Source organism: Ferrimonas aestuarii, from assembly GCF_005116665.1.
Taxonomy (GTDB): domain Bacteria; phylum Pseudomonadota; class Gammaproteobacteria; order Enterobacterales; family Shewanellaceae; genus Ferrimonas; species Ferrimonas aestuarii.
In genome coordinates this window covers 321923-334728 of the sequence record NZ_SWCJ01000001.1, presented here as the reverse complement: position 1 = coordinate 334728, position 12806 = coordinate 321923, and the positions used below count along the sequence as shown (strand labels likewise).

Annotated in this window: 8 protein-coding genes; 7 read left to right on the top strand and 1 reads right to left on the bottom strand. The window is 52.6% G+C overall.

Translation table 11 applies throughout. The annotated features are described in order from the left end of the window. Nucleotides 1–29 precede the first annotated feature (29 nt). The 6 genes from FCL42_RS01565 to FCL42_RS01540 all read left to right on the top strand — a co-directional run bounded on the left by FCL42_RS01565 (nucleotide 30) and on the right by FCL42_RS01540 (nucleotide 9759). Nucleotides 30–635 carry a Maf family protein gene (locus FCL42_RS01565; RefSeq protein WP_136861608.1) on the top strand — a complete coding sequence of 202 codons (606 nt, stop codon included), beginning with the start codon at nucleotides 30–32 and terminating at the stop codon, nucleotides 633–635. Between the two features lie 50 nt (nucleotides 636–685). Beyond that, nucleotides 686–1006: a DUF962 domain-containing protein gene (locus FCL42_RS01560; protein ID WP_136861607.1), complete on the top strand. Its 321-nt coding sequence runs from the start codon at nucleotides 686–688 to the stop codon at nucleotides 1004–1006. Between the two features lie 156 nt (nucleotides 1007–1162). Continuing rightward, nucleotides 1163–2098, top strand: coding sequence for an EamA family transporter RarD (gene rarD, locus FCL42_RS01555; protein WP_136861606.1), 936 nt, complete (start codon nucleotides 1163–1165; stop codon nucleotides 2096–2098). A 277-nt stretch (nucleotides 2099–2375) separates the two neighbouring features. Beyond that, nucleotides 2376–3437, top strand: a complete 1062-nt coding sequence (locus FCL42_RS01550; protein WP_169308245.1) for an efflux RND transporter periplasmic adaptor subunit — start codon at nucleotides 2376–2378, stop codon at nucleotides 3435–3437. A gap of 12 nt (nucleotides 3438–3449) precedes the next feature. After that, nucleotides 3450–6725, top strand: coding sequence for an efflux RND transporter permease subunit (locus FCL42_RS01545; protein ID WP_136861604.1), 3276 nt, complete (start codon nucleotides 3450–3452; stop codon nucleotides 6723–6725). Next, entirely contained in the window at nucleotides 6715–9759 is a 3045-nt protein-coding gene (locus FCL42_RS01540) for an efflux RND transporter permease subunit (RefSeq protein ID WP_136861603.1), read from the top strand. The genes FCL42_RS01545 and FCL42_RS01540 overlap by 11 nt, the downstream gene beginning before the upstream one ends. Nucleotides 9760–10561: 802 nt before the next feature. Here FCL42_RS01540 and FCL42_RS01535 read toward each other — a convergent pair. After that, nucleotides 10562–11083 (bottom strand): hypothetical protein, encoded by a 522-nt coding sequence (locus FCL42_RS01535; protein ID WP_136861602.1) that lies wholly within the window; start codon nucleotides 11081–11083, stop codon nucleotides 10562–10564. A 265-nt stretch (nucleotides 11084–11348) separates the two neighbouring features. Here FCL42_RS01535 and FCL42_RS01530 point away from each other — a divergent pair, with 265 nt between their 5' ends. Continuing rightward, nucleotides 11349–12743, top strand: a complete 1395-nt coding sequence (locus tag FCL42_RS01530) for a UPF0149 family protein (RefSeq protein ID WP_205729202.1) — start codon at nucleotides 11349–11351, stop codon at nucleotides 12741–12743. Nucleotides 12744–12806: the final 63 nt, after the last annotated feature.

The following is a 12806-nucleotide window of genomic DNA, read 5'->3' as shown; positions in this document are numbered from 1 at the left end:
AAATTTTGTATCAACTTTAGAAAATCATCATGAAAAAGCCGCTTATTCTTGGCTCTACATCGCCGTTTCGCCGTCAAATTCTGGAAAAACTGAATCTGCCTTTCAGTTGTGAAAAACCTGAAGTCGATGAGACGCCATTAGAGAACGAGACTGCATTGCAGTTAGTAATGCGTCTAGCCGAAGACAAGGCCCGCGCCGCCGCCAAAGGCCATCGCGATTCCTGGGTTATCGGTTCAGACCAAGTCGCCGTCATCGACGATGAGATTCTGGGCAAGCCCGGAGACCACGACACCGCCATCGCTCAACTCCAGGCCGCCAGTGGCCGCAAAGTGACCTTCTACACCAGCCTCTGCCTTCTCAACACCGACACCAACGAATGCCAAGTGGACGCCGAAACCTTCAAAGTCTACTTCAAAGATCTCAGCCTTAAACAGATTGATGCCTACCTTAAAGCCGAACAGCCATACAACTGTGCTGGCAGCTTTAAGAGTGAAGCTCTGGGCATCGCCCTATTTGATAAGCTGGATGGCCGCGACCCGAATACCCTAATGGGCCTGCCATTGATTCGTTTGATTGAGATGTTCAAAGCGGAAGGCTTTGACGTGCTGAGAGCCCAGGCGGATCTTGCCTCTTAATCCGTTGCGTGATAAACCTGTCTTGATGAATTTTTAATCAGGGCCGATTTGTGACTCAACAATTTACTAGTTTCGACGAGTTTTACCCCTTCTACTTAGGGGAGCACCAAGACCGCCGCTGTCGCATTCTGCACTACATCGGCTCCACCTTGGTGCTGCTCGTCGCTGGCATCGCCATCGCCTCTGAAACCTACCTGCTCCTCGCCGCTCTACCGGTCATCGGCTACGGCTTTGCTTGGGTTGGCCACTTTGGGTTTGAAAAGAACCGCCCCGCCACCTTCAAATACCCCTTCTATAGCTTATTGGCCGATTGGGTCATGCTTAAAGACGCCATCACCGGTGAGCTCGACAACAAACTTAAGCAGTTGTAACTCAGGATTGTTCCCCACCTCTCTCCTCACTGCTGGGCTGAAGTGCATTTGCGATCCCTCTCACAAAGGCCATTAAATGGCGGCAGGCCATCTGCGCCTTTACGCCGGATTGAATTAAGATAAAGACCCCTACCGGCTCTAATTTCGAACAATAAAATGACTAGCTCAACCAAGGGTAGCCTCATCGCCGCACTCTCCTTTGTGCTCTATGGCTTGCTGCCTCTGTATTATCACTTCCTGCCCGGCGCCAACATGAATGAGTTATTGGCGTTTCGCATCTTATCTTCCGTGCCCACCATGATGCTGCTGATCTTGCTGGTGACCGGCAAAAACATCGACTTTATGGCGATATGGCGTGACAAACGTTCGCTGCTGTTGTGCTTAGTAGCCTCTTTAGTGATGAGCGTTTCCTGGTATGCCTTTACCTGGGCGCTCACTAATCAACAAGTACTGGCCGCAAGTCTGGGTTTTTTCATTAACCCTCTGATGGCCATCGCCCTGGGCGCCCTGTGTTTAAAGGAGCGCCTATCCCCAGGACAAAAGATTGCCGTGGTGCTTGCCCTAATCGCCATCGGCCTCAAAGTCCTATTCAGTGGTGAGCTGCCGATGTTGGCCCTGCTCATGGCCACCTTCTTTGCCTTGTATGGTTTGGTGAAAAAATTCATCCGTTACGATGCCCTTACCGCCGTCACCGTTGAGGCGATTGTTCTGGTTCCCATCGCATTGCCGCTGGTGTTGTTCTGGCATATCGACGGCAACCTGCAAGCCAGCTCAGAGGGCGCATCACTATTTTGGCTGTTTGTGGGCGTAGGACCAGTATCACTGATCCCCTTAGTGCTGTTTAGTCTTGCGGTAGAGCGAACCTCCCTGACCATGATTGGCTTGATGCAGTACATTGAGCCCAGCCTACAGTTCATTCTGGCCACCCTGCTGTTTGGAGAGCTGTTCGATTTCAAGCAAGGAATCACCTTTGGCTTAATCTGGCTTGGGTTACTGATCTGTACCCGAGAAGGCTGGCTCAATCACCGGCTTCGACAACGCAGTGCCCAGTCTCAAACGCTGAGCCCTCAGCCCCCAAACACCCAGGCCTAACCTGCCCCTTTTTTAAACCACAGCCAATCGCTGTGGTTTTTTATTGCTGTCGTGGCGTTTTGTTAACGGGCGCAGGAACCTTGGCTGCTTCACATCGGTCGTATTAACCAAGTTAGTGAATTGCACCACTTGTTGGGGATTTGTAATAAAATTCAATTAATCTAACGGAATACAAATTCGAAACCAAGACACAAGCAATTGAAATTAAAGCCTTTATAGTGGTTGGCACGATGCGTGCTTTATGAGGGACAAGAAAAAGATACCAAAGGAATTGATCATGCATCGCGCACTTTTAGCTCTACCACTCCTACTTGCTCTGTCCGCCTGCAATCAAGCCCCAGCAGAGCCTGAAGCGACCACCGAGACCGAAGAGGAAACTCAGGTAGTTTCTCTGCCAGTTGAAGTCACCCCAGTAAATGTCGACTCCATCGGCTCCTACTACGCCACCACCGCCATCTTAGAAGCCCCCGAAGAAGCCATGGTGGTAAACCGAGTATCTGGCATCATTACTGCCATCGCCGTTGAAGAGGGCGACCAAGTTAAAGCGGGTCAACTGTTGGCGCAGATCGACCCTAAACGTTATGAGTACAACCTCAAAAAAGCCCAAGCCGAGCTCAATGTGATCGATCAAGAGCTGGAGCGAATGAAGCAGATCGCCAACAAGCAACTGGTGAGCGAGGAGACCATGGCCCGCCTAGAGTATCGCCGCTTATCAGCACTGGCTGACCTTGAGCTTGCCCAACTTGAGCTGAACTACAGCCGCATTACTGCCCCCTTTGATGGCGTCATTGCCAGCCGCATGGTCAAGCGCGGCAACATGGCTGAGCTCTACAGCACCCTATTCCACCTCGTTCATCAAAGCGAACTTCACGGCATTTTGCACCTACCAGAGCGCGAATTGGAGCAGATCCAAAAAGGCCAACTGGCGGAACTGGAGCTGAGCGACCACACCAATGCTTACGGCACCGTGACCCGCATCAGCCCAGTCGTGGATGCCGCCACAGGCACCTTTAAGGTCACCCTGACCATCGACAATCAGCAAGACAAACTGAAAGCTGGCATGTTGGCCAAAGCCAAACTTAAGTACGCCAGCCATGATCACGCCTTAGTGATTCCCCGTCATGCACTACTACGCCAAGACCGAGGTCATGCGGTATTTGTCATTCAAGAGGGTAAGGCCCAGCGCCGAGAGGTTAGCTTAGGCTTTGAAGACAATGGATTGATTGAGATTTTGGATGGCTTAGGGGCTGGAGAACAGGTGGTGACCCGAGGCCAACACCAGCTAAAACAAGACGCCGTCGTTGAAGTGATCGACTCCCTACAGCTGGCTCAGCACTAAGGGTAGGCCGTTATGGGAATCATCAAAACCTCTGTGAAGCGTCCAGTCACCGTCTGGATGTTTATTCTGGCGATCGTAATGTTTGGCATGGTGGGATTTAATCGCTTAAGCGTAAACCTGCTGCCGGATATGAGCTATCCCAGCTTAACGGTACGAACCACATACGAGGGCGCCGCCCCTGCGGAAGTGGAACAACTGGTTAGCAAGCCCATCGAAGAAGCCGTGGGCGTGGTCAAAGGGCTACGACAGGTGTCGTCCATCTCCCGCGCCGGCCTCTCCGATGTTCAGTTGGAGTTCGAATGGGGCACCGACATGGACATGGCCGCCCTCGACACTCGAGAAAAACTGGACGCCATAGAACTGCCTTTGGATGTAGACAAGCCTCTACTGCTGCGCTTCAACCCTAACCTTGACCCCATTGTCCGGCTCGCGGTAGTCGCCCAAACGGAACTTGACAGCAAAGCCAGCGATGCCGAATTGATTAAGATGCGTACCTGGGTCGATGAGGAGCTCAAACGCACACTGGAAACTGTCCCCGGTATCGCCTCGGTACGCCCATCCGGTGGATTAGAGCAACAGATTCAGATTCTGATTGACCAGCGCAAGCTGTCGCAGTTGGGGCTCACTTCAGCAGATGTCATCGACCGCATCAGCCGCGAAAACATCAACCTGTCAGCGGGCAAGCTCACCGAAGGTGAAGAGGAGCTGCTGATCCGCACCCTGAACCAGTTCCAGAGCTTAGATGAGATCCGTCAGCTGATCGTGTTTCAAGATAGTCAACGTCAAGTACGTCTTTTTGAAGTGGCCAACATCGTCGACAACTACAAAGAGCGGGACAACATCAGCCGTAATCAGGGCAAAGAAGCGGTGGAACTTGCTATCTATAAGGAGGGGGACGCCAACACCGTCGCCGTCGCTAAGGCACTAAAAGACCGCCTAAAAACTCTGGAGGATGAGTCCCCATACCCGATTAATCTGCTCTACGATCAATCCACCTTTATTGAAAGCGCGGTCACCGAGGTGACTCAGGCGGCGCTGATCGGCGCGGTACTGGCGATGCTGGTGATCTTCCTATTCTTGGGTGAACTTAAGCCCACGATGATCATCTCGTTGTCGATTCCCATTTCGGTGATCGCCACCTTCAACCTGATGTATTTTAACGGCATCAGTCTCAACATCATGTCTCTGGGAGGCATTGCTCTGGCCGTGGGCCTACTGGTGGACAACGCCATTGTGGTACTGGAGAACATCGACCGCCGCAAGAAGTTAGGAGACGACCTTCACCAAGCCGCCGAGAAAGGCACCAGCGAAGTGAGCAGCGCCATCATCGCTTCCACCTTAACCACCTTGGCGGTGTTTGTACCACTTATCTTCGTCGAGGGCGTTGCCGGCCAACTGTTCGCCGACCAAGCGATGACGGTTACCTTTGCGCTTATCGCTTCCCTGCTGGTGGCGCTGTCTGCCATTCCGATGCTCTCTTCCCGAAAAGGGCTGCGTCTGGACGTCAATGGTTTACAGAAAACCGAAACTCCCAAGCCCACCACCAAGCTGGGGCTGACCCGCTACTACGCTGGCAAAGCCTTTAGCTTCCCCTTTGTGCTGCTGTTTTCCTACCTTCCAAGCCTATTGATTACCGTGGTGTTGGTGATCGCCAGAGTGGTGCGCCGCCTTGGGCACCTGCTGTTCGTTCCTATTTTATGGGTATTTAACCGCCTCTATGGCGCCGTGCAGTGGGCCTACCCCAAGCTGTTAACTCTGGCATTGTCGATGCGACTGGCCACCTTAGCCATCGCCATCGCCATCACGGGCCTTGCTGGCAGCCTGCTGCCACGACTGGGCATGGAGCTGATTCCGCCAATGAATCAAGGGGAGTTTTACTTAGAGATGCAGTTGCCTCCTGGTAGCGAAGTGCACCAAACCGACCGTGTTTTGGCCACCCTCGCCGCCAGCTGCATGGAGGATGAGGCCGTCGACCAAGTGTACTCCCAAGCGGGCAGCGCTGGTCTGCTAAGCTCCGCTGCCAACATTGGTGGCGAAAATTGGGGCCGCTTACAGGTGGTACTTAAGCACAGCCAAGCACAAGACCGCGTCATGGCGAAGCTTCGCAGCGCCGCCAGCCGCATTCCCGACTTGGAATACAGCGTGCAGTCTCCGGAGCTATTCAGCTTTAAAACGCCCATGGAGCTTGAGATCAGCGGCTACGATTTAACGCAGCTAAAACGAGCCAGCGCACTGGTTACCCAAACCCTCAGTCAATCAGACCGTCTCAAAGACATCGAAAACAGCCTTCGCGAAGGCCAGCCTGAGCTGACGGTTCGCTTTGACCACGCCAGATTGGCTAACCTAGGGCTAACCGCTCCACAGGTTGCCTCCCGCATCAGCGAAGTGATTGGCGGCAGTGTCGCCTCCCGTTACACCATCGCCGACCGCAAAGTTGAGATTTTGGTTCGCGCAGGCACTCAAGACCGAGATCAGCTGGAAGACTTGGCCAGTCTCATCGTCAACCCAGGCTCCAATCGCCCAATCAGCTTGGATGCCGTGGCTGACATCAGACAGGAAGTGGGACCGGCGGCCATTAACCGCATCGCCCAACAGCGGGTTGCCATTGTTTCTGCCAACCTCGCCCACGGCTCCCTCAAAGACGCCGTGGCCGACGCCAAACAGAAACTCAGCCAGATTGACCTGCCTGCGGGCACCAGCATCCGCTTTGGCGGCCAGAACGAGGAGATGGAAACCTCCATCAACTCCCTCTACATCGCCCTGGGTCTGGCGGTATTTCTGGTGTATCTGGTCATGGCCAGCCAATTTGAGTCTCTGCTACACCCACTGTTGATTCTGGTGGCCATTCCCATGGCACTGGCAGGCAGTGTCTTCGGCTTGTGGATTACCCAAACCCACATCTCGGTGGTGGTATTTATCGGCCTCATTATGTTGTCGGGCATTGTGGTCAACAACGCCATTGTGTTGGTGGATCGCATCAACCAACTACGTCAACAAGGCACGCCACGAGCCCAGGCCATCACAGAGGCCGCCGAGTCCAGATTGCGCCCAATTCTAATGACAACCCTCACCACCACCTTGGGGTTGGCGCCAATGATGCTGGGCCTAGGAGATGGTAGCGAGATGCGAGCGCCGATGGCGATCACCGTTATCTTCGGTTTGCTGTTGTCGACGCTGCTGACCCTTGTGGTGTTGCCAGTGCTCTACAGCCTGTTCGACAGCAAGCGCTTTGATGACGTAAGCGATAACAACGACACCCTTGCCAAGGAGACCGGCCATGCTCAGTAATCTGACTAAACTGGCGCTGACCCGTCCGGTCACCGTCACCATGGTGTTTATCGCCACGGTATTAATGGGCTTGGTCTCCAGCCGTCTGTTGCCACTGGAGATGTTTCCAGGCATGGAGGTGCCGCTGATCATGGTGGAGGTGCCCTATCAGGGGGCTTCTCCCCAAGAGGTCGAACGTAACATTACCTCGGTACTGGAGGAGTCTTTGGCCACCCTCAGCGACGTCAAATCAATGGAATCACGCTCAGAAGAGAATGGCGCCTTCATCGAGATGGAGTTTGCCTGGGGGCAAAGCGTGGCCTCGAAAACCGTGGAAGCCCGAGAGCGTTTAGACTCCGTACGTCATCTTCTACCCGATGACGTCGAGCGAGTGCTGCTGCGCAAGCTCTCCACCTCGGACATGCCGATCTACACCTTGCGTATCTCTTCTGAGCGGGATCTCAGCGGCGCTTTTGACCTGCTAGATAAGCAGTTAAAGCGCCCCCTAGAACGACTGGCGGGCGTGTCCCAGGTGACGCTGTATGGCGTTGAAAAAGATCGCATCGAAGTGCGCATCGATGCCGAGCGTTTGGCCGCCAGCGGCCTGTCTGCCCCAGAGCTGTCCACTCGCCTCAATCAGGAGAATTTTGTTATCAGTGGCGGAACCTTAAGAGCCGCCCCCATCTTATGGCAGGTCTCTCCCAAGGGGGAGTACCGCTCTATCGACGAGATTAGAGAACTGGTGCTTAAACCCGGATTGAAGCTGGATGACATCGCCGACGTCAACTTCACCCAACCGGAGAAGATTGATGGCCGCCTACTCAATCGTAGCTACGCCATCGGCCTAGACATCTTCAAAGAGTCCGGCGCCAACTTGGTGGAAGTGGCAGATCGGGTTACCGCGTTAATTGAACAGACTAAGGCCAACCCTCAGTTTGATGGCATCGACCTGTTTGCCATGGACGACCAAGCCGACGGCGTGAAGTCCTCTCTGAAAGATCTCACCAGTGCTGGCCTTGTGGGCGCCGCGCTGTCGTTTGGCGTGCTATTTCTGTTCCTGAGAAACGTCCCCATGACTCTGGTGATTGTGGTGTCGGTTCCCATCTCCATCGCCATCACCTTGGCCGCCATGTACTTCATGAATTACAGCCTCAACATCCTGTCCATGATGGGATTGCTACTGGCCATCGGCATGTTGATCGACAACTCCGTGGTGGTCACAGAATCGGTGCTGCAGGCCATCGAAAGTGGCGAATACCCAGACACCAAATCCGCCATTTTGGCTGGCGTAGACAAGGTGGCCTTGGCCGTCATGGCTGGCACCATGACCACCATCATCGTATTTTTGCCCAACATCTTCGGCGTGAAAGTCCAGCTGACCATGTTCTTAGAACACGTGGCGATGGCGATCTGCATCTCTTTGCTGGCCTCACTGCTGCTGGCAAAAACCTTACTCCCTCTGCTGCTGTCTAAGCTTAAGTCCATCGTCCTGAAACACCCTCCCAAGCCTTCGGTTCGCTACCCCAAACTGCTGACCAAAGCTCTGGACTGGCCGAAAGTCACCGGCCTGATTGCCATCCTGATTCTTGCCAGCACCGCTTTCCCGCTGACTCAAGTGGGACAGGCCAATGATGATGACGATCAAAGCCGTCTCTACCTACGTTACCACCTTGAAGGACAGCAGCAGGTGGAGGTCAGCAAAGCGATGGTGGAACGTATGGAGGAGTATCTGTACGCCAACCAAAATGAACTTGGCATCGACAGTGTTTACAGTTACTACTCGGCGGAAAACGTCACCTCCACCCTGTTGATGAAGGAGCAGTTGCCAACCGACATCGAGACCATCAAACAGACCATCCGCGACAACATGCCGTCTCTTCCAAACGCCAATCCGGAGTTTGGCTGGGGCAATAACAACTCCGGCATGCGCGTACACCTATTTGGCCGGTCAACCACCGAACTGATGAAGTTATCAGAGCAAGTCGTGCCACTAATGAATCGGGTTGATGGCTTAGAAGACGTGCGCTCGGAAGTGGGCATGGGGCAACAGGAGATGGTGGTTAAATTCGACCGCGACCTGCTATCCCGACTGAACATTCCCCTGAGTGAAGCGGCGCAGTCTTTAGCGACGGCAGTGCGCGGTCAGAACCTGCGCTCCTTCCGTCACGACCCCAGTGGCGAAGTGCAGATCTACCTCGGTTGGCATCGTCACTGGCGAGAGTCTCTGGATCAGTTAAAACAACTGCCCATCGCCCGCAACGATGACAAACTCTATACCCTTGAGATGTTGGCCGATCTCACGGTGCAGCCCCGTCTTGAGGAGATCGACCACTACAACCGCCGCACCGCCATTACCATCGGCGGCAACATCGAAGATCGCCCCATGGACGAGGTACGCGGTGACCTAGAGGCGATCTTAGATCAGATAAACTGGCCCGCCGGTTATGAATACAGCTTCTCCGGCGGATTCAGCCAACGAGAAGATGAAGAGAAGATCATGATGACCAACATGCTGCTGGCCATGGCGATGATCTACATCGTAATGGCGGCCTTGTTTGAGTCTTTATTGCTGCCAACGGCGGTGATCAGCTCCATTGTGTTCTCCATCACCGGGGTGTACTGGACGTTCTTGTTACTCGGCATGGACATGAGCATCATGGGGATGATCGGCATCCTGATTCTCATGGGCGTGGTGGTCAACAATGGCATCGTATTGGTGGATCAGATCAATCAACGCCAAAGCGACATTGAGCAGCTCAAGCACGATATTGTTACCGCGGCTCAAACTCGACTGCGGCCGGTACTGATGACCGTGGCGACCACGGTGCTAGGGCTGGTGCCATTGGCTCTCAATGACACCCGACTGGCTGGAGGTGGTCCCTCCTACACCCCGATGGCCATCACCATCATTGGCGGTCTGCTGTTCTCCACCATGACCAGTCTATTCCTGGTGCCTTATTGCTACTACCTATTGGCTAAAATGCGTCACTTCTTCAGCCAAAAGGCCGCTCGGCGGAAAGCTTGGACCGACGCAAAACTGCCTAGTTGGTTGTAAATTAGAGAGCTTTAGATAAAAAAACGCCACCTCAATGAGGTGGCGTTAAACGATAAAGCGATGAGAGATGATGATGAAACAAATTCTGTTCACGTAGTAGTAGAGCCTTGGCGTTTGAATAAGTTCATCACCACAGCAACTTTTTTGTTTTTTTATCGATACGCCGACAGATAAAAAAACGCCATCTCAAGGAGATGGCGTAACACAAAGAAGTCTTTGGGAGATGATGATGAAACAAATCTGTTCATGCATTAATAGAGTCTTGGCATTCGGATTAGTTCACCACTATGGCAAAATTTTTTTAATTTTTTCTTTTCGGCGGCAATACCTAAAAAAAAACGCCATTTCAGGGAGATGGCGTAACACAAAGAAGTCTTTGGGAGATGATGATGAAACAAATCTGTTCATGCTGTAATAGAGTCTTGGCATTCGGATTAGTTCACCACTACGGCAAAATTTTTTTAATTTTTTCTTTTCGGTGGCAACACCTAAAAAAACGCCATCTCAGAGAGATGGCGTAACACAAAGAAGTCTTTGAGAGATGATGATGAAACAAATCCTGTTCATGCTGTAATAGAGTCTTGGCGTTTGAATAAGTTCATCACCACAGCAACTTTTTTGATGTTTTTCTTTTTGGCAGCGCCCCATAAAAAAACGCCATCTCAAAGAGATGGCGTAAAGAAGAAGTCTTTTGGGAGATGATGATGAAACAAATTCTGTTCACGTAGTAATAGAGTCGTCCCACACCAGAAAAGTTCCCACTGTCTCCAAAATAAATTTAAAAAATCTCTAATCTATTGATTTAGAAAGGAGAGGTGACAACAACAAATTGACTCGACCCCGCTACCGGCACAAACCAAGTGCCATTTAACTCTCGATAATGAACGCCACTGACCACCACCTCTCGACTGCCCACTGGCGCAGCATTAACGACGGTGCCAATAGAGTAGGAAACAGATACCGCGCTGTTTACGGGTTGAGACGCCCCAGATGCGGACGTGCCAGATGACACCGTTGTTGTTGTCGACACCACTTGATAATCACCCGCTGGTGGACGTTCCACATAGACATAGGTATCGCCCTGTTTTTGGTAATACGCATTATCAACGATGGCATAAGTGATGCCAGCAAACACGGCGAAAGTGGCGATCCCCGCTAGGTCTCGGTGATGGTAGTGATAATGACCACGATAAGGTAGATGATGGTATCCCGGCTTTACCACAATCACTCGTTTATGAGGCTTGTGACCATGATAAGGTTTGGCCTCCAGCGGTGAGCCAACCATAACCACAGCACCGATCAACATTGCAAAGGCGATACGCATAGAACCCTCCGAACTGAAATTGACGTCATGCTAACAAAAGCAGCGTCAAGTGGAATTGGCATCAACACATAAGCGAGGTTAAATTTACATTGAATTACATCTAATCACCCACTGGGCTGCGCTTTTTGCTGCTATGTAATACTGAGTAAATTTTCAAATCCTCAAAATCGCGGCAGTAAATTTGCTAAACTCTGGCGCTTGTTGTCGTTCCACACTGCAAGCTGAATCATACGCCTTTGCAGCCCTGCCATTTGAGCCAACTATCATGAGCCTGTCGCCACAAAAACTGCGCGCCCACATCAATGCATTGCCGCTATCCTGTCCGAACTCTCTCAATTTCTACTATCTGCACGGATTCTTAAGTGCCGTCATTGCTGCGCCTGAGCCCATCTTGCCCAGCCATTGGTTGGCCATTCTGTTAGGTCCAAATGCCGAAATTGATGACGAGTCAACCCCAGCCCTTAGCCAGCTCGCTCTGCAGTTGTCTGAGCAGCCGATTGCCCTACCCAGTCAATGCCGAGTTCCAAGAGACAATCCACTGGCAGCTTTTGATGGCCAATCACCTCTGCACCAATGGGCCAAAGGCTTTGAGCTCGCCTTACCACTATTGAGCGATCAATTTGACCCAGAAGATCCGGGGATGCAGCAAACCTTTGCCGCCTTTGCCAGTTACGGCTCCCTGTTCGCAAACCTTGAGTCAATTCGCCAGCACTTTATCGACAGTGGCCAGTCGGAATCGGAATTGGCAATGGAACTGCCTCAGGTGCGCCGCCAACTGACAACGGTACTCAATGAATGTCGCGGTGTGTTCCAGCAGCAACACTTTGCGGTCTCTGATGAGCAAGAGCCTCTACTGGAGGCGTTAACCCTATTCAGCCAACAACTTGCCCCTGAACTCATCAGCCTTATCGCCAACAAGCCCAAGGCTTGTCAGTTGGCAACGGAAGAGTTGCAACTGTTTCTCGATGCCCCACAAATCGATGCCGAAACCCCAGGCTACCTTGGCCACTGGCACAGCTTGATGTTGCTGGCGCACCATCAGCAGGGACCGGAGTCAAAAGCACAAATTGAACATCTGCTGGCTCTAAACTGGCAACAGGGCAGCCCAGTCTATGAACTCTTTGGCGGCAACCTAGGCCGATTGGCTGGCCTACTCGCACAGCTGTATGCCCAGCAGCCTGGACACCTAATGGCGTGGGCAAAACACTCCGGCCTAAGTGAACTGGCTCGCGCTATGACCCTGCTCGCTCTGTATCAGCTGCGACAAACGAAGCTGCTTACCGCCGCTCGCTGGCAAGAAGCGGTGGCTCCGTTGCTGGATGCCAAACAAAAGTCAAAACCTACCCAGTGGCAGCAGTGGCTGCATGCCATGCTCAAACTCAGTGAGCCCAGTTCCGAAACCGCCGGTTGGCTCTCCCAGGCCGACTCCCTTTGGGGAGAGCCTGCCCCCCTTCCCACGCTTAAGCTTTGGCACGGGGCTGAAACCGCCATTCGCGAGCTGCATCAAGAGTGTGTGAACCAAGGCTGGCAATCGCCAACCGCACCAGAGGACGTTATCGAGCCAGCTCAACAGGCGACACACTCCGTGGTAAAAGCGGGCCGAAACGATCCCTGTCCTTGTGGAAGTGGCCAAAAATTCAAGCGCTGCTGTGGTCGCTAACTGACAGAAAAATATCAATAAATAAAAAAAGGGCGAAAAAAGTTAACTTTTTTCGCCCTGATT